The sequence below is a fragment of the Amycolatopsis australiensis genome, assembly GCF_900119165.1.
GTDB classification, from domain to species: Bacteria; Actinomycetota; Actinomycetes; order Mycobacteriales; family Pseudonocardiaceae; genus Amycolatopsis; species Amycolatopsis australiensis.
Window position 1 is genome coordinate 2,184,514 of record NZ_FPJG01000006.1, and the last position, 21,170, is coordinate 2,205,683.

The 21,170-nt window shown below is 69.8% G+C and carries 22 protein-coding genes and 1 tRNA gene; 22 read left to right on the top strand and 1 reads right to left on the bottom strand.

Annotation, left to right across the window (positions count from 1 at the left end; all coding sequences use genetic code 11):
• Nucleotides 1–51 precede the first annotated feature (51 nt).
• The 15 genes from eno (at nucleotide 52) to BT341_RS11835 (ending at nucleotide 13,958) form a co-directional block, all read left to right on the top strand.
• Nucleotides 52–1,338 (top strand): phosphopyruvate hydratase, encoded by a 1,287-nt coding sequence (gene eno, locus BT341_RS11775; protein ID WP_072476327.1) that lies wholly within the window; start codon nucleotides 52–54, stop codon nucleotides 1,336–1,338.
• Between the two features lie 191 nt (nucleotides 1,339–1,529).
• The gene (locus tag BT341_RS11780; RefSeq protein WP_084743199.1) at nucleotides 1,530–1,892 is read left to right on the top strand and encodes an FtsB family cell division protein; all 363 of its coding nucleotides are present in this window, start codon (nucleotides 1,530–1,532) and stop codon (nucleotides 1,890–1,892) included.
• A 138-nt stretch (nucleotides 1,893–2,030) separates the two neighbouring features.
• On the top strand, nucleotides 2,031–2,540 hold the full coding sequence (locus BT341_RS11785; protein WP_072476329.1) for a DUF501 domain-containing protein: 510 nt from the start codon (nucleotides 2,031–2,033) through the stop codon (nucleotides 2,538–2,540).
• Nucleotides 2,541–2,683: 143 nt separating this feature from the next.
• Nucleotides 2,684–3,850: a lytic transglycosylase domain-containing protein gene (locus BT341_RS11790; protein ID WP_072476330.1), complete on the top strand. Its 1,167-nt coding sequence runs from the start codon at nucleotides 2,684–2,686 to the stop codon at nucleotides 3,848–3,850.
• A gap of 9 nt (nucleotides 3,851–3,859) precedes the next feature.
• Nucleotides 3,860–4,813 carry a Ppx/GppA phosphatase family protein gene (locus BT341_RS11795; RefSeq protein ID WP_072476331.1) on the top strand — a complete coding sequence of 318 codons (954 nt, stop codon included), beginning with the start codon at nucleotides 3,860–3,862 and terminating at the stop codon, nucleotides 4,811–4,813.
• A 236-nt stretch (nucleotides 4,814–5,049) separates the two neighbouring features.
• A complete protein-coding gene (locus BT341_RS11800; RefSeq protein WP_177328787.1) occupies nucleotides 5,050–6,678 on the top strand; it encodes a peptide ABC transporter substrate-binding protein in 1,629 nt (542 codons plus the stop codon).
• Nucleotides 6,679–6,761: 83 nt separating this feature from the next.
• Entirely contained in the window at nucleotides 6,762–7,691 is a 930-nt protein-coding gene (locus BT341_RS11805; protein ID WP_072476333.1) for an ABC transporter permease, read from the top strand.
• The gene (locus BT341_RS11810) at nucleotides 7,684–8,637 is read left to right on the top strand and encodes an ABC transporter permease (RefSeq protein ID WP_072476334.1); all 954 of its coding nucleotides are present in this window, start codon (nucleotides 7,684–7,686) and stop codon (nucleotides 8,635–8,637) included. Before BT341_RS11805 ends, BT341_RS11810 begins: the two co-directional genes overlap by 8 nt.
• A gap of 6 nt (nucleotides 8,638–8,643) precedes the next feature.
• Complete coding sequence (locus BT341_RS11815; RefSeq protein WP_072476335.1) at nucleotides 8,644–9,639, top strand: ABC transporter ATP-binding protein; 996 nt, start codon at nucleotides 8,644–8,646, stop codon at nucleotides 9,637–9,639.
• On the top strand, nucleotides 9,632–10,630 hold the full coding sequence (locus tag BT341_RS11820) for an ABC transporter ATP-binding protein (protein ID WP_072476336.1): 999 nt from the start codon (nucleotides 9,632–9,634) through the stop codon (nucleotides 10,628–10,630). The genes BT341_RS11815 and BT341_RS11820 overlap by 8 nt, the downstream gene beginning before the upstream one ends.
• 103 nt (nucleotides 10,631–10,733) lie before the next feature.
• The gene (locus BT341_RS11825) at nucleotides 10,734–12,422 is read left to right on the top strand and encodes a S8 family serine peptidase (RefSeq protein WP_072476337.1); all 1,689 of its coding nucleotides are present in this window, start codon (nucleotides 10,734–10,736) and stop codon (nucleotides 12,420–12,422) included.
• A 198-nt stretch (nucleotides 12,423–12,620) separates the two neighbouring features.
• Nucleotides 12,621–12,773, top strand: coding sequence for a hypothetical protein (locus BT341_RS45230; protein WP_177328788.1), 153 nt, complete (start codon nucleotides 12,621–12,623; stop codon nucleotides 12,771–12,773).
• A gap of 33 nt (nucleotides 12,774–12,806) precedes the next feature.
• Nucleotides 12,807–12,968: a hypothetical protein gene (locus tag BT341_RS47815; RefSeq protein WP_084742834.1), complete on the top strand. Its 162-nt coding sequence runs from the start codon at nucleotides 12,807–12,809 to the stop codon at nucleotides 12,966–12,968.
• An 81-nt stretch (nucleotides 12,969–13,049) separates the two neighbouring features.
• Nucleotides 13,050–13,334 carry a hypothetical protein gene (locus BT341_RS11830; protein ID WP_143168533.1) on the top strand — a complete coding sequence of 95 codons (285 nt, stop codon included), beginning with the start codon at nucleotides 13,050–13,052 and terminating at the stop codon, nucleotides 13,332–13,334.
• 24 nt (nucleotides 13,335–13,358) lie between these two features.
• Nucleotides 13,359–13,958, top strand: a complete 600-nt coding sequence (locus tag BT341_RS11835; RefSeq protein WP_072476339.1) for a hypothetical protein — start codon at nucleotides 13,359–13,361, stop codon at nucleotides 13,956–13,958.
• Between the two features lie 18 nt (nucleotides 13,959–13,976).
• Here BT341_RS11835 and BT341_RS11840 read toward each other — a convergent pair whose 3' ends face one another.
• A complete protein-coding gene (locus BT341_RS11840; protein WP_072476340.1) occupies nucleotides 13,977–15,470 on the bottom strand; it encodes a S10 family peptidase in 1,494 nt (497 codons plus the stop codon).
• A 31-nt stretch (nucleotides 15,471–15,501) separates the two neighbouring features.
• Between BT341_RS11840 and BT341_RS11845 the strand changes: the two genes are divergently transcribed.
• From BT341_RS11845 to BT341_RS11875, 7 genes are all read left to right on the top strand, one after another.
• Nucleotides 15,502–15,861: a hypothetical protein gene (locus BT341_RS11845; protein ID WP_072476341.1), complete on the top strand. Its 360-nt coding sequence runs from the start codon at nucleotides 15,502–15,504 to the stop codon at nucleotides 15,859–15,861.
• Nucleotides 15,858–16,541, top strand: a complete 684-nt coding sequence (locus BT341_RS11850; RefSeq protein ID WP_072476342.1) for a uracil-DNA glycosylase — start codon at nucleotides 15,858–15,860, stop codon at nucleotides 16,539–16,541. Before BT341_RS11845 ends, BT341_RS11850 begins: the two co-directional genes overlap by 4 nt.
• An 84-nt stretch (nucleotides 16,542–16,625) precedes the next feature.
• Nucleotides 16,626–17,960, top strand: a complete 1,335-nt coding sequence (locus tag BT341_RS11855; protein WP_072476343.1) for an NAD(P)/FAD-dependent oxidoreductase — start codon at nucleotides 16,626–16,628, stop codon at nucleotides 17,958–17,960.
• Between the two features lie 192 nt (nucleotides 17,961–18,152).
• Nucleotides 18,153–19,478 (top strand): RICIN domain-containing protein, encoded by a 1,326-nt coding sequence (locus BT341_RS11860; RefSeq protein WP_072476344.1) that lies wholly within the window; start codon nucleotides 18,153–18,155, stop codon nucleotides 19,476–19,478.
• Nucleotides 19,479–19,508: 30 nt separating this feature from the next.
• Nucleotides 19,509–19,585: transfer RNA gene (locus BT341_RS11865), tRNA-Leu, on the top strand.
• Between the two features lie 86 nt (nucleotides 19,586–19,671).
• Nucleotides 19,672–20,658, top strand: coding sequence for an alpha/beta hydrolase (locus BT341_RS11870; RefSeq protein WP_245804940.1), 987 nt, complete (start codon nucleotides 19,672–19,674; stop codon nucleotides 20,656–20,658).
• A 25-nt stretch (nucleotides 20,659–20,683) separates the two neighbouring features.
• Nucleotides 20,684–21,133, top strand: a complete 450-nt coding sequence (locus BT341_RS11875; protein ID WP_072476346.1) for a GbsR/MarR family transcriptional regulator — start codon at nucleotides 20,684–20,686, stop codon at nucleotides 21,131–21,133.
• Nucleotides 21,134–21,170 lie beyond the last annotated feature (37 nt).

Genomic DNA, 21,170 nt, shown 5'->3' on the forward strand with positions numbered 1-21,170 from the left:
ACGGCTAGGCTGGGCGCGTCACCGCAGGCACGACGCACTGAGGAGCATGGCGTGGCTCTCATCGAGCAGGTAGGCGCGCGCGAGATTCTGGACTCGCGTGGCAACCCGACGGTCGAGGTGGAGGTGGCTCTCGACGACGGCACCCTGGCGCGGGCCGCGGTCCCGTCGGGCGCGTCGACCGGTGAGCACGAGGCGGTCGAGCTGCGGGACGGCGACACCGGCCGCTACAACGGCAAGGGCGTCGAGCGCGCGGTCGCCGCGGTGCTCGACGAGATCGGCCCGGAGATGGTCGGCATCGAGGCCGTCGACCAGCGGATCGTCGACCAGAAGCTGGTCGACCTCGACGGCACGCCGGCGAAGTCCCGCCTCGGCGCGAACGCCATCCTCGGCGTCTCGCTGGCCGTCGCGAAGGCCGCCGCCGAGTCGGCCGAGCTGGAGCTGTTCCGCTACCTGGGCGGCCCGAACGCGCACGTCCTGCCGGTGCCCATGCTGAACATCCTCAACGGCGGCGCGCACGCGGACACCGACGTCGACATCCAGGAGTTCATGATCGCGCCGATCGGCGCGGAGACCTTCCGCGAGGCCCTGCGCTGGGGCACCGAGGTCTACCACTCGCTGAAGTCGGTGCTGAAGGGCCGCGGCCTGGCCACCGGCCTCGGCGACGAGGGCGGCTTCGCGCCCAGCCTCGGCAACAACCGCGAGGCCCTCGACCTGATCGTCCAGGCCATCGAGAAGGCCGGGTACACGCCGGGCCGCGACGTCGCGCTGGCCCTCGACGTCGCCGCGACCGAGTTCTTCGGCGACGGCGCGTACACCTTCGAAGGCACCAAGCGCAGCGCCGAGCAGATGTCCGGCTACTACGGCGAGCTGCTGGCGAACTACCCGCTCGTGTCCATCGAGGACCCGCTGAGCGAGGACGACTGGGACGGCTGGGTCACCCTGACCGCCGAGATCGGCGACAAGGTCCAGATCGTCGGCGACGACCTGTTCGTCACCAACCCGGACCGGCTCGAGGAGGGCATCACCCGCCGCGCCGCCAACGCGCTGCTGGTGAAGGTCAACCAGATCGGCACGCTGTCGGAGACGCTCGACGCGATCTCGCTGGCCACGTCGTTCGGCTACAAGTCGATGATGAGCCACCGCTCCGGCGAGACCGAGGACACGTTCATCGCGGACCTGGCGGTCGCCACCGGCGTCGGCCAGATCAAGACCGGCGCCCCGGCCCGCGGCGAGCGGATCGCCAAGTACAACCAGCTGCTGCGCATCGAGGAGACCCTCGGCGACGCGGCCCGGTACGCCGGCGAGCTGGCCTTCCCGCGGTTCAGCGCCGAGGGCTGAGACCCGTGGCGGACCGGGGGAGGACGCGCAACCGCCGAGGCGGCGGCGGGGCTTCGCGGGCCAACCGGCCCGCGCCGGCCCGCCGCCCCGAGGCGGCGCGGCGCCGCACCGGCGACGTGGAGACGACCAGGGCCCGGCTGCGCCGGAGCCTGGCGGCGAAGCGCGCGTCCGGCGCGGCGAAGGTGCTGGGCATGTCCACCACCCGCCGCGCGGCGGTGGTGGCGATCGTGGTGTGCGCGCTGGCGTTCACCATCGCCGTGCCCCTGCGCACCTACCTCGCCCAGCGCACCGAGATCCGCGAACAGCAGGCGCAGCAGGCCCAGCTGCAGCAGACGGTCGCCCAGCTTCAGGGCCGCAAGGCGGAGCTGAGCGACCCGGCGCAGATCGAGGCGGAGGCCCGGCGCCGGCTGCGCTACGTCAAGCCGGGCGAGACGCCGTACATCGTCCAGCTGCCCGAGGACAAGGCCCCGGACGCGGTCCCGCAGCAGGGACAGCAGCCGGCCCAGCCGGGCTCCTGGTACGAGAACCTCTGGAACCAGGTCTCCGGCGGCTGAGCCCGAGCGCCCCAAGGGGCCCTTCGGTGCGTGACACGCACCGAAGGGCCCCTTGGTTGCGTCTCACGCACCGAAGGCCACATTGGGGCGCTTGGGGCGCGGGCCGTGTCGTGAGCCGCACGCATTAGCCTTGACCGCGTGAACAGCACGCAGCAGCACCGGTTCGAGCCCGTCACCGACGCCGACCGCGCGATCATCGCGGAGCAGCTCGGGCGGCCGCCGCGGGCGCTGCGGGCCGTCGCCGCGCGGTGCCCGAGCGGGCACCCCTCCGTGGTGCAGACCAGCCCGCGGCTGGAGAACGGCACGCCGTTCCCCACCCTCTACTACCTCACCTGCCCGAAGCTCGCTTCCATGGTCGGCACGCTCGAAGCGTCCGGGATCATGAAGGAGATGACCGACCGGCTGAGCACCGATCCGGAGCTGGCCGCGCAGTACCAGCGCTGCCACGAGACCTACCTCGCCGAGCGCGACGCCATCGAGCCGCTCGGGCACCAGGTCACCGCCGGCGGCATGCCCGGGCGGGTCAAGTGCCTGCACGTCCACCTCGCGCACACCCTGGCCGTCGGTCCCGGCGTGAACCCGTTCGGTGACGAGACCCTGGCACTCATTAAGGCCAACGGGTGGCCCACGGGAGACTGTGCCGCGTAACGCTCGCAGCGCGTCAAGAGATAACTGGTCTGGGTGAGCGAAAACCCCGTTCGAGCGCCTCGACGGGGTGAAACCTCGGCTCGGGTACGGCAGGCTAGGCACCCGAGAGCGGACGACCGATCCGGCCAGGAGGGCTTCGAGCGATGCGTGTGCGGCGGCTGCCTGACGCAGTCGGGAGCCACACCCGGAGGTTCCGGATCCGCCACCGCACGGCGTTCCCCCTGCTCACCGGCATCTTCGCGGTGATCCCGGCGCTGCTCGCGGGCGGCGCGACCCTCGGCTGGCTCGGCGGCGGCGACCACACCCGGGACGCCGCGCTCGGCCAGGGCTACGACCCGCGCCACGCCGCCATCCAGCAGGTCGCCGTCGACGGCACCCTCCCCGGCACGCCCACGCCACTGCCGCTGCCGGCCTACGAGCTCCCCGACGGCCCGCTCGGCATCCCGGCCACCGCGCTGGCCGCGTACAAGAACGCCGCGGACATCCTCGGCCGCGAGCAGCCCGCGTGCCACATCGACTGGGCGCTGATCGCCAGCATCGGGCGGATCGAGTCGAACCACGCGCGCGGCGGGTACGTCGACGCGAACGGGACCACCCGCGAGCCGATCCTCGGCCCGCAGCTCAACGGCCAGGGCGGGTTCGCCGCCATCCCGGACACCGACCACGGCGAGCTCGACACGGACCCGGTCTGGGACCGCGCGGTCGGCCCGACCCAGTTCATCCCGGCGACCTGGCGCGCGTACGCCTCCGACGGCAACGGCGACGGCAGATCCGACCCCAACAACATCTTCGACGCGGCGCTGGCCACCGGCCGGTACCTCTGCTCCGGCGGCTTCGACCTGGCGAACCCGGACCAGCTGCGCGGCGCGATCTACCGCTACAACAACTCCGACACGTACGTGAACACCGTGATCCTGTGGGCGGAGGCCTACCGCGACGGGATCATGCAGGTGCCGGACAGCACGGTCCCGATCGGCGCCCCGAACGCGGCCGCGGCCCCGCCGGCACCGGCGATCCCGCCGCCGCCGGTGCCGTCGACCACGCTGTCCGCGCCGCCGCCGACCACACCGGAGACCTCGGCCCCGCCGACGCCGACGTCGACCGCCTCGACGTGCGCGTCGCCGACCACGAAGGTCATCCAGACGACGGAGATCAGCACGGTGACCACTCCGACGACGACGACCTCGCCGACCACCACGACCACGCCGCCGAAGCCGGCCCCGCCCGAGCCGACCTGCGGGGAGACGGTCACCTCGGTGTCGGCGACCACCACGACCACGACCGTCGGGGCGGCCACACCGGCCAGCTAGGGTGATCGCATGCCTCGTGTTGCCGCGATCGACTGTGGGACCAACTCCATCCGCCTGCTCGTCGCCGAGCTGACGCCGCGCCACGACGGCACGGTCGACCTGCGCGACCTGCACCGCGAGATGCGGATCGTCCGGCTCGGCCAGGGCGTCGACGCGACCGGCAGGCTGGCGCCCGAGGCGATCGAACGCACCCGCGCCGCGCTCGCCGACTACACGGTCGCCGCGCGGCGCAAGGGCGTCGAGAAGGTGCGGATGGTCGCCACCTCCGCCACGCGCGACGCGAAGAACCGCGACGAGTTCTTCCGCATGACACGCGAGACGCTCGGCGTCGAGGCCGAGGTGATCAGCGGCGACGAGGAAGCCCGCCTGTCCTTCACCGGCGCGGTCGGGGAGCAGGACCCGGACGACGGCCCGTTCGTGGTGGCCGACGTCGGCGGCGGCTCGACCGAGCTGGTCCTCGGCACCTGGGACGGGCGGCAGGCCGAGGTGCTGGCCGCGAAGTCCGTCGACATCGGCTGCGTCCGGATCACCGAACGCGCGCTGAAGAGCGACCCGCCGGCCGCCGAGGAGATCGCCGCCGCCCGCGACCTGGCCGGCAAGGTGCTCACCGAGGCGTTCGACGTGGTCGACGTGGCCCGCGCACGCACGTGGGTGGGCGTCGCCGGAACGGTGACGACGCTGTCGGCGATCGCGCTGGGGCTGCCGGAGTACGACAGCGACCGGGTGCACCTGTCGAAGCTGAGCCCGGCGGACATCGACCGGCTGGCGACGGAGCTCCTGCAGAGCGACCACGCGACCCGCGCGGCGAACCCGGTGATCCACCCGGGCCGGGTGGACGTGATCGGCGGCGGCGCGGTGGTGGTCCAGACCCTCGCCGAGCAGCTGGCCGCCCGCGGCGGCCCGACGGAGCTGGTCGTGTCCGAGCACGACATCCTCGACGGCATCGCCCTGTCACTGGCCTGACCGACCGTTCGGCCACCCCAAAAAGCTTGTGCGGCAAGGGAAACCCACGGTGAGCACGTGATGACCAACGGTCGGCGCTAGGCCGTCCGGAGTATCCGGATTCCTACGTTGGTTGTGCTCCAACCAGGTGGTCCCGACGGTCGTCACACATTTGCAACGCGCAGTCCTGTGATCAGCTTCACCGCCCCCGATAGCGTGCGTCTCACCTTTCGGACACACCGGATTTGGAGGGGATCATGCGTCGTTCGCGCAGGCTCTGGGGACCCACGGTGGTGATGACCTCGCTGGCGCTCGTGCTCGCCGCGTGCGGTGGCGGGTCGGGCAGCTCCCCGGGCGCCGGCGAGACGGACCCGGACGGCACGGTCAGCGTCTACGGCACCGAACCGCAGAACGCGCTGGTCCCGACCAACATCAACGACCTCGGCGGCACCAAGGCGATCCAGCCGATGTTCGCCACGCTCGTCGGGTTCAAGGGCGCGGACGCCAAGCCGTTCAACCTGATGGCCGAGTCGATCACCACCACCGACTCCAAGGTCTACGACATCAAGATCAAGCAGGGCTGGAAGTTCCACGACGGCACCGAGGTGAAGGCGCACAACTTCATCGACGCCTGGAACTACGGCGCCTACGCGCCGAACGGCCAGCTCAACACCGACTTCTTCTCCAACATCCAGGGCTACGCCGACGTCCACCCCGAAGACAAGAACGCGAAGCCGGCGACCGACAAGATGTCCGGTCTCGTCCAGAAGAACGACTACGAGTTCCAGGTGACGCTGAACGCGCCGTTCTCGGTGTTCGACATCAAGGTCGGCTACCAGGCCTTCGCGCCGCTGCCCGACTCCTTCTTCAAGGACCCCAAGGGCTTCGAGCAGCACCCGATCGGCAACGGCCCGCTGAAGTTCGTCTCGCGGACGCCGAACCAGGACATCAAGCTCACCCGCTTCGACGACTACAAGGGCGACGACAAGGTCCACTTCAAGAACCTCGACATCAAGATCTACGCCAGCCAGGAAACCGCCTACCAGGACCTGCTGAGCGGGCGGCTCGACTTCATGGAGGCGCTGCCGCCGTCGGCGGTCGCGGGCGGCAAGTACAAGAACGACCTCGGCGACCGGCTCGTCACCGGGCACCTGCTCGAGATCAGCACCATCGCCGTGCCGTACTACGTGCCCGGCTACGGCAACAACCTCGAGCTGCGCAAGGCGATCTCGATGGCGATCGACCGGGCGCAGATCACCAAGACCGTCATGAACGACACCTACGTGCCCGCGGACGGCTACATCGCGCCCGGCATCCCGGGCGCGCGTCCCGGCGTCTGCCAGTTCTGCAAGTTCGACCCGGCGGCGGCCAAGGAAGCCTTCGCCAAGTCCGGTTTCACGGGCAAGCTGACCATCGCGTCCAATGCGGACGGTGGCCGCAAGGAACCGCTGGTCGCGGCGTGCAACAGCATCAAGAACACCCTCGGCGTCGAGTGCGACTTCGTGCCGGCGACCGACTTCGGCCAGTGGCGCAGCATCGTCACCGGCAAGAAGCTGACCGGCATGGGCCGCTCGGACTGGTCCGCCGACTACCCGTCCATCGAGGACTTCCTCAACCCGATCTACAAGACGGGCGGGTCGTCGAACGACTCCAGCTACTCGAACCCGCAGGTCGACGCGATCCTCGCGCGGGCGGACGCCACCGCCGACAAGGACGCGGCGGTCAAGCTGTACCAGCAGGCCGAGGACCTGGTCGCCAAGGACCTGCCCTCGATCCCGGTGTGGAGCGAGAAGGGCGTCGCGGCGAAGTCGAAGAACCTCAAGTCCGCGGCGCTGGACTTCCGGCGCATGCCGGACTACCCGGCCATCGAGGTCCTGAAGAAGTAACGCTGCCGTCCCGACCACCACGCCGTCGTGAGTGAGAAACACTGTTCTCACTCACGACGGCCGGCGCGCACTAGGAACTCGCGATGACCCGGTATGTCCTGCGACGGCTGCTCCAGCTGATCCCCGTCTTCTTCGGCACCACGTTCCTCATCTACGTCCTGGTCTGGGCCGTGCCCGGCGACCCCTTTTCCGGCAAGTGCGGGCAGACCGCCTGCCCGCCGGCCTACATCGCCCAGATGACCGAGAAGTTCCACCTGAACGACAACATCTTCGTGCAGTACGTCAAGTACCTCGGGAGCCTGTTCACCGGCGACTGGGGCGAGACCTTCAACGGCACGTCCGTCGGCGAGCTGATCGCGACGTCGTACCCGATCACCCTGCGCCTGGCCGTGATCGCGGTGGTCATCGAGGCCCTCATCGGGCTCACCGCCGGCGTGCTGACCGGCCTGCGCGGCAGGGGTTTCCTCGACAACCTCGTGCTGGTGTCGACCACGTTCCTGATCTCGCTGCCGGTGTTCGTCACCGCGATCGTGCTGCAGCTCGCGCTGGGCGGCAACGGCCTCGGCCTGATCGAGGCGAGCGTGTCGGACAACCCGAGCGTCGGCGAGCTGATCGTGCCCGGCATCGCGCTCGGCAGCCTGTCCATGGCCTACGTGGCCCGGCTGGCACGGACGAGCATCGCCGAAAACCGCCGCGCCGACTACGTCCGGACGGCGATCGCGAAGGGCCAGCCGCAGAGCCGGGTGGTGCTGGTGCACCTGCTGCGCAATTCGGTGATCCCGGTGCTCACGTTCCTGGGCACCGACCTCGGCGCGCTGATGGGCGGCGCGATCGTCACCGAAGGCGTGTTCAACATCAACGGCCTGGGCGGCCTCATCTTCCGCGGCATCCAGAACCGGGAGAGCGCGACCGTCGTCGGCGTGGTCGTCCTGCTGGTGCTGGTGTACCTGCTGATGAGCCTGATCGTCGACCTGCTCTACGCCGTTCTCGACCCGAGGATCCGCTATGACTGACCCGAACCTGGTGGGCGGCGGCGGAGCCGACGCGGCCGAGCTGAGCCGCGTCGACGACTCCGCCACCGGCCCGCACAAGCCCCGAAGCCTGTGGAACGACGCCTGGCGCCAGCTGCGGCGCAAGCCGGCGTTCGTCGCCTCCGCCGTGATCATCCTGCTGATCGTGCTGATCGCGATCGCACCCGGGCTGTTCAGCTCGCGCGACGCGGGGTTCAGCGACCTCGCGCACGCCAACGAAGGCCCGTCCGCGGACGCCTGGTTCGGCTACGACAACCAGGGCCAGGACGTCTACGCCCGCACCATCTACGGCACCCGCGCGTCGGTGCTGGTCGGCGTGTTCTCGACGGTGCTGACCGTGCTGATCGGGTCGGTGGTCGGCATCCTCGCCGGCTACTACGGCCGGTTCGTCGACAGCGTGCTGTCGCGCTTCGGTGACATCTTCGCCGGGCTGCCGTTCGTGCTCGGCGCGATCGTCATCCTGACGACGTTCAACGCGCCCGGCTCGAACCCCGGCGCGGTCACCATCATCGTCCAGGTCGTGTGCTCGATCGCGGTGCTGAGCTGGCCGGTCGCCATGCGCATCATGCGGTCGGCGACGCTGGTGGCCAAGCAGCTCGACTACGTCAAGGCCGCGCGTGGCCTCGGCGCGAGCACGCCGCGGATCATCTTCCGCCACCTGCTGCCGAACACGATCGCGCCGGTGCTCGTGTACGCCACCATCGCGCTCGGCGCGTTCATCGGCGCCGAAGCGACGCTGGCCTACCTGGGCATCGGCGTGCGGCCGCCGGTGATCTCGTGGGGCGTGATGATCAGCGACTCGCGGGACTACTTCCGCAACGACCCGCACATGCTGCTGTTCCCCGGCGCCTTCGTCACCCTGACCGTGCTGGCCTTCGTGATGCTGGGCGACGGCATCCGCGACGCGCTCGATCCGAAGTCGAGGTAGATCCTCTTGTCCGACAACGAACTCCTGCTCGAAGTAGCGGACCTGCACGTCGAGTTCCGGACGTCCGACGGCGTGGCCAACGTGCTCAACGGTGTCGGCTACTCGGTGCACGCGGGCGAAACCCTGGCCGTGCTCGGCGAGTCCGGTTCCGGGAAGAGCGTCACCGCGCAGACGGTGATGGGCATCCTCGACACGCCACCGGGCGTGATCACCGCCGGCGCTGTCCGCTGGCGTGGCGAGGACCTGCTGACCGCGTCCGACGAACGCCGTCGCGAAGTCCGCGGCAGCGAGATCGCGATGATCTTCCAGGACGCGCTGTCCGCGCTGAATCCGGTGTTCACCGTGGGCTTCCAGATCGAGGAACAGCTGCGGGTGCGGCTCGGCATGTCCAAAAAGGACGCGCGCAGGCGGGCGATCGAGCTGCTCGACATCGTGCGCATCCCGGCGGCCGAGCGGCGGATCAAGGACTACCCGCACCAGTTCTCCGGCGGGATGCGCCAGCGCGCGATGATCGCGATGTCGCTGGCGCTCGACCCGGACCTGCTCATCGCCGACGAGCCGACCACCGCGCTCGACGTCACCGTCCAGGCGCAGATCATGGACCTCCTGGCCGAGATCCAGGCCGAACGCAAGATGGGGCTCGTGCTCATCACGCACGACCTGGGCGTCGTCGCCGAAGTCGCCGACCGGATCGCGGTGATGTACGCGGGCCGGATCGTCGAACAGGCCGACGTCGTCGAGCTGTTCCGCGCGCCCGCCCACCCCTACACCGCCGCGCTGATGGACTCGCTGCCGCGGCTGGACCTCAAAGGACAGACACTGGAGACGATCAAGGGCCTGCCACCGAGCCTGCTGGACATCCCGCCGGGCTGTCCGTTCCACCCGCGGTGCAAGCGGGCCGAAGCGCGCTGTTCCGAAGAGGTTCCGCCGCAGCACGCGATCGGCTTCGGCCGGACCAGCGCGTGCCACTTCGCCGAAGAGGTGGTGAGCTCGCGTGCCTGATCCCATTCTCTCGGTCACCGGCCTCAAGAAGTACTTCCCGGTCCGCACCGGCATTCTCTTCAAGCGCACCATCGGCCAGGTCAAGGCGGTCGACGGCGTCTCGTTCGACCTGCTGCCGGGCGAGACGCTCGGCATCGTCGGCGAGTCCGGCTGCGGCAAGTCCACTTTGGCCCAGGTCCTGATGCGCCTCGAAGAGCCGACGAGCGGGACGGCGAAGTTCGAAGGCCGCGACATCTTCTCTTTGCGCGGCAACGAGCTGCGGAAGCTGCGGCGCGAAATCCAGATCGTGCTGCAGGACCCGTACACCTCGCTCAACCCGCGGATGACCGTCGGCGACATCGTCGGCGAGCCGTTCGAAATCCACCCGGACGTGGCGCCGAAGGGCTCGCGGGCGGCGAAGGTGCGCGAGCTGCTCGACGTCGTCGGGCTCAACCCCGAGCACATCAACCGCTACCCGCACCAGTTCTCCGGCGGGCAGCGCCAGCGCATCGGCATCGCCCGCGCCCTCGCGCTGCGGCCCAAGGTGATCATCTGCGACGAGCCGGTGTCCGCGTTGGACGTCTCGATCCAGGCGCAGGTGATGAACCTGCTCGGCGAGCTCCAGGCCGAGTTCGGGCTGTCGTACGTGTTCATCGCGCACGACCTGTCCGTGGTGCGGCACCTGTCGAACCGCGTCGCGGTGATGTACCTGGGCAAGATCGTCGAGATCGGGACGGACGAGGAGATCTACGAACGGCCGTCGCACCCGTACACCCAGGCGCTGCTGTCCGCGGTGCCGGTGGCGGACCCGTCGGTGCGCGGGCAGCGCCAGGTGATCCGGCTGACCGGCGACGTCCCGAGCCCGCTGGACCCGCCGTCCGGGTGCCGGTTCCGCACGCGGTGCTGGAAGGCACAGGACAAGTGCGCGGCGGAGGTCCCGGAGCTGGTGCCGAGGACGGACGGCCATCCGTCAGCTTGTCACTTCGCCGAGCAGAAGTCGGTTGTTCCATAACGTACTTTTAGCCGTTGTACGCGCATTGTCCGGTCTATACGGTGCAGGAACCGCTTTCCCGAGGAGGAGAATCGTGAAGAGACCCAGGCTTCTGGCCGCGGCCATGGCCGTCCCGCTGTTCGGGGCGCTCTCGGCCGTCGCGGTCCCGGTCGCGTCGGCGCAGCCCGCGCTGTCCGGTCCGGCGACCGAGTTCACCGTGCTCGCCAAGGACACCCAGAGCATCGCCGCCGCCCAGCAGGCCGTCAAGGCCGCGGGCGGCACGGTGCTGGAGACCAACACCGCCGTCGGCCTGATCAAGGCCAGCGCCCCGGCCGGCGGGTTCACCGAGCGCGTCACGGCGGACCGGGCCGTGTTCGGCGCGGCCAAGGCCCAGGTCATCGGCTCGCTGCCGAAGAACGGCAAGAAGGCCAAGGGCGACGCGGGCGTCGAGAAGGAAGGCCGTGGCGCCGCGTCTCCGGCGCAGAAGGCCGCCGCCGGGATGGACCCGCTGGACGACCAGCTCTGGGGCCTGAAGTCCGTGCGCTCGGACCTCTCGCGCACCAAGCAGGCGGGCAGCAAGCAGGTCAAGGTCGGCGTCATCGACACCGGCATCGACGGCACCCACCCGGACATCGCGCCGAACTTCGACGAGGCCGACTCGCGCAACTTCGTCAAGGACATCCCGTACGACGTCAACGGCGTCGAGGTCGACGGGCCGTGCGAGTTCCGCGGCTGCGTCGACCCGGTCAACCACGACGACGGCGGCCACGGCACGCACGTCGCCGGCACCATCGCGGCGGCGGCCAACGGCTTCGGCGTCTCCGGTGTCGCGCCGAACGTGACGCTGGTGAACATCCGCGCCGGCCAGGATTCGGGCTACTTCTTCCTGCAGCCGACGGTCGACGCGCTGACCTACGCCGGCGACGCGGGCATCGACGTGGTCAACATGAGCTTCTACACGGACCCGTGGTTGTACAACTGCACGGCCAACCCGGCGGACTCGCCCGCCGAGCAGGCCGAGCAGCGCACGATCATCGAGGCGACGCAGCGGGCGCTGAACTACGCGCACCGCAAGGGCGTCACGATGGTGGTCGCGCTGGGCAACCAGCACACCGACCTGGGCGCGCCGCAGCCGGACACGACGAGCCCGGACTACCCGGCCAACACGACGCACCCGCGCACGATCGACAACACGTCGTGCCTCAACCTGCCGGTCGAGGGCAACCACACGATCGGCGTCAGCTCGTTCGGGCCGTCGCAGAAGAAGGCGGACTACTCGAACTACGGCACGGAACAGATCTCGGTCTCGGCGCCGGGCGGCTTCTTCCGCGACGGCTTCGGCACGCCGTGGTACCGCACGGTGCAGAACGAGATCCTGTCGACGTACCCGAAGAACGTGGGCATCGCGGACGGCAACATCGACGAGGCGGGCAACCTGACACCGGCGGGCATCGCGGCGGGTGTCCAGAAGGCCACGGCTCCGGACGGCCGAGTCGGCTACTACCAGTGGCTGCAGGGAACGTCGATGGCCACCCCGCACGCGACGGGCGTGGTGGCGCTGATCATCTCCCAGTACGGCAAGAAGTCCCACGGCGAGTTCGGCATGGACCCGGACAAGGTCCAGCGAGTCCTCGAGGGCACGGCGGCGAAGATCGCCTGCCCGGTACCGCGAACGGTGGACTACCTGAAGGAGGGCCGCGACGCGACGTTCACGGCGACTTGTGAAGGTGACCCGTCGTTCAACGGCTTCTACGGCCACGGCGCGGTCGACGCGTTTGCGGCGGTGACCCGCGGGGCGCAGTACCTGAAGTAGGTTTCGCCGGAACGGCCCACCTCCGACGTCGGAGGTGGGCCATTTTTCGCTGTCAAGCCGGCCGCTCGCGGCGAGGACGCGGAAGCAGACCTTCCCGTTGTGCGCGGGCCGACGTGCTCCGACGTCGTGATCTGGATGAGACCGATGGTGTCCTGTCCCGCCGGGCAGGTCGCGTAGACGATGTGCCCGTCGCCGCTGATGAGCTGGACGTCGTCGGTGGCGCTCGCTCCGCGCGGCGGCGAGACCGAGCGACGGCTGATCACCGGCGGCTTGCGTTGCTCCGTGCGCGACCACGACACCGGTCACGACGCCGATCACGGCGAGGCCAGTGGCGCCCGCAATGAGCAATGATCTGCCCGATAAGCGTGGCTTGAGGTCGCTGGCCTGGCCGGGACGCTCGTCTCCGGCGTCGACCTCACCCCTAATGGCGGACGGACCTACAACCTCACCGTCGACCGGGTGCACACGTACTTCGTGTTCGCGGGCGAGACCCCGGTGCTCGTTCACAACGACCGCTGCAGCGCCAAGTCGGGACGGTGCCGCTGACGCGGAAGCCGATCTTCGGCGACTACCCCGGCATCGGCCAGACGTCGCTCTACATCATCGTCGGCTGCCGAGGGCAGGATCTTGACGGTCGGTATCACCGGGAACCCGGTGGGGCGGTACAAGACCAGCGAGTTCGCGGACTGGCATCGGAACTACGACGGCCCGTACGAGCTGCACATCCTCCGGAACTTCGACACGTCAGACGATGCGAGGGCCGTCGAGTACTACATGGCGCAGCGCGTGGGCGGCCCGGAGAACAGGGAGAGGTGGGCCGCGACGGTGCCGACCTCGCGAACCTGGGACCAGGTGTACCAGGACGCCATCCAGGCGTGGCACGCTGGGACGATCGGCCCGATCCCCGAGTAGCGGCCTCGAAGTCAGGAACCGGACATGAGCCCCGGTGACGTGCGGGAAGCGGTGCTGCGCGCCCTGCACAGCATCCACCAGCCCACCGCGATCGACGACCTCGTCATGGTCCTGGCGTTGCAGACGGGCCTGGTGCAGACCGAAGAGGCGGTGGCCGGGCTCGCGGCCGGGGACCGGGCGGACTTCGCCGCCGGTGTCGAGCGGCCGAGCTGGATCTGCCCCTCGCTCGAGTACGAGAACGGCGAAGCCGCCGATGAGTTCCTCACCCGGTCCGACTGGCCGGTGGGGGCCAGGGTCGTGCGCGACGTGCTGTCGGAGACCCAGGAGCTCTGGCTCCTGAGGCAGCTTTCCGCACTGGCCGTGTCCCTCGCCGAACGCCGGGAGGTGCACCCGCCCGCGCAGATGCTCCGGCTGCGGGAACGGATCGGCGACCTGGCGATCCACCTGCCGCCGGACCGGCTCGCGGAGAAGCCGGCGGACCGGTCCGACGTCATGTGGGTGTACTACGAGCTCGCCGAGGACTGCTACGGCGAGCTCGAGCGCCAGGAGCGCGTTGCGCAGGAACACGTCATCGCCGGGCTCGAGCAGCTCAAGCTCCCCGGACGGTTCTTCGGCGTGGGCTGACCGCCCTGCGCGAAGTCCTCAGCGGTTCGACGCCTTCTTGACGAACTTCGCCAGGTCCTTCGACTGCTGCACCCGCGTCGGCTCGTGGACGTACATCATGTGGCCCGCCGGGTAGTACGCCGTGTCGATGTTGTCGCGCAGTTCCTCCGGGATCTGCAGGTGGGCCAGCACGTGCTCGGCCGCGAAGTACGCCGTCGCGCCGTCGTAGTGGCCGAATGCCACGTGGACCTTCAGGTGGGGGTTCGCGCGCATCGCCGCGCTCAGCGAGTCCACCACCGACACCGAACGGCCCTCGAATTCCGCGTACGACCACGCCTTGAACGTGTCCTCGTTGATGATCTCGTACGGCAGGTCGTTCTCGTACCCCAGCTCCGCCCGCACGTAGTGGTTGAACGCCGCCGCGTACGCGCCCACCACGCGGGAGATCGACGGGTCGTCGCTCATGTGCTCGCGGCCGCCGTCCGGCTCCCACGTCGTGAAGCGGCCGTCCATCCGGCCCACCACCAGGCCGCGGTCGCGCAGCAGCTCCGTGAAGAACCGGACGTGCTCGATCCGCAGATTGACCCGGTCCACATAGGACTCGGTGAGCCCGGTGAGCGACGCGAGCGTGGCCACCGCCTCGGCCCGGTCCTGAGTGGACAGCCGCGCGCCGCGCGAAAGCACGTACGGCAGCTCCTTCGCCGCGAAGTCCTCCGCGTCGGCGAGGACGTCGTCGAGCGGACGGTCGCCGTGCAGGCCGTGGTAGTGCGCGATCGCCGCGTACGTCGGTACGAACAGCGAGTACGGCAGGTCGTTGCCCTCGGTGAACCGCAGCGTGCCGAGGTCGAGCACCGACGAGATCAGCAGCAGGCCGTTGAAGTACAGCCCGTGCCGCTCCTGCAGGTGCGCGGCCAGCCCGGCGGCGCGCAGCGTGCCGTACGACTCGCCGGCCAGGAACTTCGGCGACAGCCAGCGCTGGTGCCGCGACACCCACAGCCGGATGATCTCGCCGACCGACTCGATGTCGCCCTTGAAGCCGTGGAAGTCCTTGGTCTCCTCGCCGCCCGCGACCCGCGAGTAGCCGGTCGACACCGGGTCGATGAACACCAGGTCGCTGTGCGCGAGCAGCGTCTCGGGGTTGTCGGCCAGCCCGTACGGCGGCGGCACCGGGTCGTCGACGTCGCCCGACAGCGCCCGGCGCGGCCCCAGCAGGCCCATGTGCAGCCAGATGCTCGACGAGCCGGGGCCGCCGTTGAAGGCGAACGTCACCGGCCGCTCGCCGGGGTCGGCGTCGTCGAGGGTGTAGGAGGTGATGAACACCTCCGCCTTCGCCTTGAGGCCCTCCGACTTGCCGTCCTTGAAGACCTCCTTGCGGAGCACGATCCGGCCCGCCTTCGCCGTGTAGGCGAGCTTCTTCCGCTTCACGGTGAGCGTGTGCTGGGTCGTGACGATGTCGTCGGTCGGCTCGGCCGGGATCTCCGTCGTGTCCGCGGCCTGCTGCTCGGGGGCCTCTTCGGGGGTCGTGTCCGCCATGGCCCCAACTTAGTTGTGGCAGGGTGACCCGGTGCACACCGGGGACTGGCCGGCGACGGCCGAGGACGCGCGCGCCGGGCAGGAGCGGCTGCGCGGCCGCGTCGACCTGTCCGGCGACGTCCCGGAGCTGCCGCCGGCGGTGACCCGCCTCGACGCCGAGCACGAGGATGACGTGCGGGCCCTCGCACCGGAGACGCGGAGCCGGGTGGGGTGCGCGCGAGCCGGGTTCACGAACGCGGCGGGCCGCTCGGGAGCGCCGTCGGTCGATCCGGCCGGGCACGTCGAGGCAGGCAGCAGGCCAGGACACCGGGCGACGGCCCACGCCGGCTGCCGGGCTCAGCGCCACCACCTTCCCGAGACCACCCGCCTGTCCGCGGCGGCGCTGCGATGAGGTCCCTCGCCGAGCTGGACGCCGCCGTGGCCGGGTGCCGTGCCTGTCCCCGGCTGGTGGCCTGGCGGGAAGGCGTCGCGGGCACCAAGGCCGCCTTCCGCGGTGAGGAGTACTGGGCGCGGCCGGTGCCCGGCTTCGGTCCGCCCGACGCGTCGCTCGCCGTGGTCGGGCTGGCGCCCTCCGCGCACGGCGCGAACCGCACCGGCCGGATGTTCACCGGCGACCCGTCGGGTGACTTCCTCTTCCGCGTGCTGCACGAGGTCGGCCTCGCGTCGCAGCCGACGTCGACCGCCATCGGCGACGGCCTCGAGCTGTACGGCACGCGGCTCGTCTCGCCGGTCCGCTGCGCCCCGCCGGAGAACAAGCCGACGCCGGCCGAGCGCGACACCTGCCGTCCGTGGCTCGCGGAGGAGCTCTCGCTGTTACGTCCGACACTGCGCGCCATCGTCGTGCTCGGCGCGTTCGGCTGGCAGGCGTTACTGCCCGTGCTCGACGCGGCGGGCTGGCCGGTGCCGCAGCCGCGTCCGGCCTTCGCCCACGGAGCCGTCGTCGAGCTGGGCGACCTGCGGCTTTTCGGCTGTTATCACGTCTCGCCGCGCAATGTCCAGACGCACCGCGTGACCCACGCCATGGTGGCGGCCGTCTTCCGTGCCGCGACCTCGGTGACCAAGCCGGACTGAATCGTTACGGAAACCGCCGCGACGCTGGTCACAGCCGGATGGGGCCCCCGAGCGGGGTCACGCGGAAGGTGCGACCATGAGGACATGGCTGCTGCGAAGTCGAAGTCGGAACCGACTCGGATCCTCGTCCTCGGTGGTGGGTACGTCGGGCTGTACACCGCGTACGGCCTCCAGAAGATGCTCCGGGCCAACGAGGCCTCCGTGACCGTCGTTGACCCGCAGCCCCACATGACCTACGCGCCGTTCCTCCCGGAGGCCGCGGCCGGCGCGATCGAGCCGCGGCACGTGGTCGTGCCGCTGCGGCGGGTGCTCAAGCGCTGCCACGTGCTGACCGCGCGCGTCACCAAGATCGAGAACGAGAAGAAGTCCGTCACGGTCGAGGCGGCCGACGGGCACATCGAGCAGCTGGGCTACGACATCCTGGTCGTCGCGCTCGGCGCCGTCGCGCGCATCCTGCCGATCCCCGGCCTGGTCGAGGAGGGCATCGCCTTCAAGACCATCGGCGAGGCGATCTACCTGCGCAACCACATCATGACCAAGCTCGACGAGGCAGCCAGCACCCTCGACCCGGAGCTGCGCAAGCGCCTGCTGACGTTCACCGTCGTCGGCGGCGGGTTCGCCGGCATCGAGGCGCTCGCCGAGCTCGAGGACATGACCCGGTTCGCGGTGGAGAACTACTACCCGAACATCAAGGTCTCCGACATCCGCTGGGTGCTCGTCGAGGCCGCCGGCCGGATCCTGCCCGAGGTCCGCGAGACGCTGGGCGTGTACACCGTCGAGCAGCTGGAGAAGCGCGGCATCGAGGTGTACCTCTCGACGGCGGCGAAGTCGTTCGAAAACGGGCACGTGGTGCTCTCGGACGGCACCGAGTTCGACACCGACACGATCATCTGGACGGCCGGCGTCAAGGCCAACCCGGTGCTGGCCAACTCGGACCTGCCGCTCGACAAGCGCGGCCGGCTGGAGGCGACGGCCGCGATGCAGGTCGTGGGTCACCCGGACGTGTGGACCGCGGGCGACAACGCGGCGATCCCGGACCTCTCGCGCACGGAAGAGGACCCGACGGCGACCTGCCCGCCGAACGCGCAGCACGCGGTCCGCCAGGCGCGGCTGCTGGCGAAGAACATCATCAAGGTCATGCGCGGCGGCAAGCCGAAGGACTACTACCACAAGAACCTCGGCGCGGTCGCCAGCCTCGGCCTGCACAAGGGCGTCGCCGACGCGCTGAACCTGAAGATCAAGGGCTTCCCGGCCTGGCTGTTCCACCGCGCGTACCACCTCAAGGCGATGCCGACGTGGAACCGCCGCATCCGGATCCTGTTCGACTGGATCCTCGGCGGCCTGTTCCGGCGCGAGGTGATCTCGCTGGGGCAGATCAACAACCCCAAGGACGAGTTCACGCGCGTCTCGAAGTCCTGACGCTTTCGCTCCGACGCCCCCGGCCCTCGCGGCCGGGGGCGTTCGTCGTTTTCGGGGCTATTGCGCGGAAATGCCCGGCTGTGTGCCGGTGAGCGGCATGGTCTGGACAACTGGGCGGGCGAGCGGGTAAACCCTTTCTTCACAACGCGGAATAAGTCCGCTCCCGCTCCTCCCACGGTCCCTGGAGCTCCCATGCGCTTTTCCCGAACCAAAGCCGCGCTCGTCGCGGCGTTGCCCGCCGCGGTCTTCCTCGCCACGCCGTCCGCCGCCGACGCCGCCGGCCCCGCCTTCCCCGCCCACTACGCGGCGCCCTACCTGCAGGTCACCGACGCCGACGCCGGGCAGATGGCCGCCGACATGAACGCCACCGGCACGAAGTTCTTCACGCTCGCGTTCCTGACCCCGCAGTCCGGCTGCACGCCGGTGTGGGAGGCGAACGGCACCGGCGTCGGCTCGTTCAACTCGCAGATCAGCGCCCTGCAGGCGGCGGGCGGCAACGTCATCCCGTCGTTCGGCGGCGCGGCGGGCGGTGAGCTGGCTCAGACCTGCACGAACACGTCGAGCCTCACCGCGGCGTACGCGAACGTCGTGAACACCTACGGCACGACCCGCCTGGACTTCGACATCGAAGGCGGCGTCCTCGACGACACGACGTCGAACCAGCGCCGCAATTCGGCGCTGGCCGCGCTGCAGCAGCAGAACCCGGCGGTCCAGGTCGACTACACGCTGGCGGTCGACCCGACGGGCCTGCCGTCGAAGGAGCTGGACCTCCTGCGCGACGCGAAGAGCAAGGGCGTCAAGGTCAGCGTGGTCAACCTGATGGTGATGGACTTCTACGACGGCCAGCCGGTCCTGACGGACGCCCTCGCTGCGGCGCGGGCCTCGGCGTCGCAACTGGCGAGCCTGTACGGAATCTCGACGTCGGCGGCGTACGCGATGATGGGTCTGACGCCGATCGCGGGCCGCAACGACGACGGCGCCCAGTTCAGCCAGTCCGACGCCCAGCAGCTGGAGAGCTTCGCGGCCTCGAACGGCGTCGCGGAGCTGTCGTTCTGGGAACTCCAGGACTACGACCGCGCGACGGGCTACGCGTACTCGCGGATTTTCAACGCGATCACGGGCGGCACGACGCCCCCGCCGGCAACCGGCGGCACGATCACGGGCTACGGCGGCAAGTGCGTCGACGTGGCGGGCGCGTCGACCGCGAACGGCACGACGGTGGATCTGTACACCTGCAACGGAACCGCGGCCCAGCAGTGGACGTCGGTGTCGGGAACGTTCCGCGCACTGGGCAAGTGCCTGGACGTGGCGGCCGCGGGCACGGCGAACGGCACGAAGGTGCAGCTCTACGACTGCAACGGAACGGGCGCCCAGCAGTGGAGCCGGTCGGGCAGCCAGCTGATCAACCCGGCATCGGGCAAGTGCCTGGACGCGACGGGCCCGAGTTCGGCGGACGGCACGCCGTTGCAGATCTGGACCTGCACGGGAGCGGCCAACCAGTCGTGGACGGTGCACTGACGTCCATGGTTCATCGCTAGAGTGTGCGGTGCCCCCGTAGCCCAATCGGCAGAGGCAGTCGACTTAAAATCGATTCAGTGCGGGTTCGAGTCCCGTCGGGGGCACCAAACGCAGTGCGGGTTCGAGTCCCGTCAGGCGCGCCTCCCTCCGTTGCCATCTGGACACTGGCAAGTCACTGCTATAGATTTTAGTCGTGACTGAAACAACTAGCGACAACTCGGCTCCGCAGGGGTGGTCGCACCCGGAACCCGTGACGTTCACCAGCCTGGGCACCCGCTGCGCGGGCGACCTCTACATGCCGGACAACGTGTCCGCGGCCTCGCCGGCACCCGCGCTGGTACTCGGACACAGCGGCGTGATGGTGAAGGAGGCGCTGGCCTACTTCGCGCCGTACTTCGTGGCGGCGGGCTTCGTCGTTCTGGCGATCGACTACCGCACCGTCGGATCGAGCGAAGGCGAGCCGCGGGGGCTGGACTACCCCGAGCGGCAGGTCGAGGACTTCCGCAGCGCCATCTCGTACCTCCAGACGCGACCGGAGGTCCAACCGGAGCGCATCGGTCTCTGGGGCGTCAGCGTCGGTGGCTCAGTCGCCGTCCAGGCCGCCGTGCTTGATCGGCGCGCCAAGTGCGTTGTCGTGCAGAGCCCGAGCGTCTGGAACGGGTGGCGCTACCTGGAACGGCTGCTCGGCCGGAACGGGCTGCACGCCCTGCGCGAGCGGCTGGCCGAGGACTGGCGACGTCGCTACGAGACCGGCGAGAGCGCACGGGTGCCCCATCTGAACCTCGACCACGAGAACGCCAAGGGCGCCCAAGACCTGTCGCTCGAGCTGTATCCCACCTACTGCAACGAAAAGACCCTCGACTCCGCCGAGCACCTCCTCACCTTCGCCCCGGAGAACCTCATCCACCGGCTCGCGCCGACTCCGCTGCTGATGATCGCCAACGGCGGTTACGACCCCTACCACATGCTCGACGAAGCGCAGTCCGCGTTCGCCAAGGCCGGTGAGCCCAAGCGGCTGGAAGTCCTGCCCTACGACGTCCTCGGCCTCTACACCGGCCCCGGGCTGGAGGAGGCCATGGACCTGGCCGTCGAGTGGTTCGACCGCTACCTGCGCCGGACGCGGACCGCGACCACCACCCCGGCGCCCACCCGCGAGTCCGTCGCCGCTATGAAACGGTGACCAGCGGACACGGGAGCGAGGCGCCATGGGTGACGGACAGCAGGACCAGGTCATGCGGTGGGTGGAACGAGTGGCCACCTTCTGCGTCGAGGAATGGGGGCTGCCGCCGATCACCGGGCGCGTCCTCGGCTGGCTCATGATCTGCGACCCGCCCGAGCAGTCCGCAGGCGAAATCGCCGACACGATCCAGGCCAGCCGGGCGTCCCTGACGTCCAACATGCGCCTGCTCACCACCATCGGGCTGGTGCGCAAGGTCCGCCGGCCCGGCGATCGCACCGCCTACTACCGCATCGAGGACGACGCCTGGCACAAGGTCGTCCAACGGAAGCTCGACAGCCTCGGCGCGTTCGGCGACATCGCCGAGGAAGGCTTCGCCATCACCGGCCACGAAGGACCCCGCACCGAACGCATCAAGGCCGCCCAGGAATCCCTGACCTGGCTGCGGGACATCGCCGCCCGCAACCCCAAACGCTAGGAACGTCATGCCATGCCATCCCAGCTCCGCCTCGGCC

Coding starts and splice junctions, on each gene's coding strand:
- BT341_RS11780 (WP_084743199.1), top strand. CDS start 1,530: ATGTCCACCACCCGCCGCGCGGCGGTGGTGGCGATCGTGGTGTGCGCG.
- BT341_RS11790 (WP_072476330.1), top strand. CDS start 2,684: ATGCGTGTGCGGCGGCTGCCTGACGCAGTCGGGAGCCACACCCGGAGG.
- BT341_RS11795 (WP_072476331.1), top strand. CDS start 3,860: ATGCCTCGTGTTGCCGCGATCGACTGTGGGACCAACTCCATCCGCCTG.
- BT341_RS11800 (WP_177328787.1), top strand. CDS start 5,050: ATGCGTCGTTCGCGCAGGCTCTGGGGACCCACGGTGGTGATGACCTCG.
- BT341_RS11805 (WP_072476333.1), top strand. CDS start 6,762: ATGACCCGGTATGTCCTGCGACGGCTGCTCCAGCTGATCCCCGTCTTC.
- BT341_RS11810 (WP_072476334.1), top strand. CDS start 7,684: ATGACTGACCCGAACCTGGTGGGCGGCGGCGGAGCCGACGCGGCCGAG.
- BT341_RS11825 (WP_072476337.1), top strand. CDS start 10,734: ATGGCCGTCCCGCTGTTCGGGGCGCTCTCGGCCGTCGCGGTCCCGGTC.
- BT341_RS45230 (WP_177328788.1), top strand. CDS start 12,621: ATGAGCTGGACGTCGTCGGTGGCGCTCGCTCCGCGCGGCGGCGAGACC.
- BT341_RS11835 (WP_072476339.1), top strand. CDS start 13,359: ATGAGCCCCGGTGACGTGCGGGAAGCGGTGCTGCGCGCCCTGCACAGC.
- BT341_RS11840 (WP_072476340.1), bottom strand. CDS start 15,470: ATGGCGGACACGACCCCCGAAGAGGCCCCCGAGCAGCAGGCCGCGGAC.
- BT341_RS11850 (WP_072476342.1), top strand. CDS start 15,858: ATGAGGTCCCTCGCCGAGCTGGACGCCGCCGTGGCCGGGTGCCGTGCC.
- BT341_RS11855 (WP_072476343.1), top strand. CDS start 16,626: ATGGCTGCTGCGAAGTCGAAGTCGGAACCGACTCGGATCCTCGTCCTC.
- BT341_RS11860 (WP_072476344.1), top strand. CDS start 18,153: ATGCGCTTTTCCCGAACCAAAGCCGCGCTCGTCGCGGCGTTGCCCGCC.
- BT341_RS11875 (WP_072476346.1), top strand. CDS start 20,684: ATGGGTGACGGACAGCAGGACCAGGTCATGCGGTGGGTGGAACGAGTG.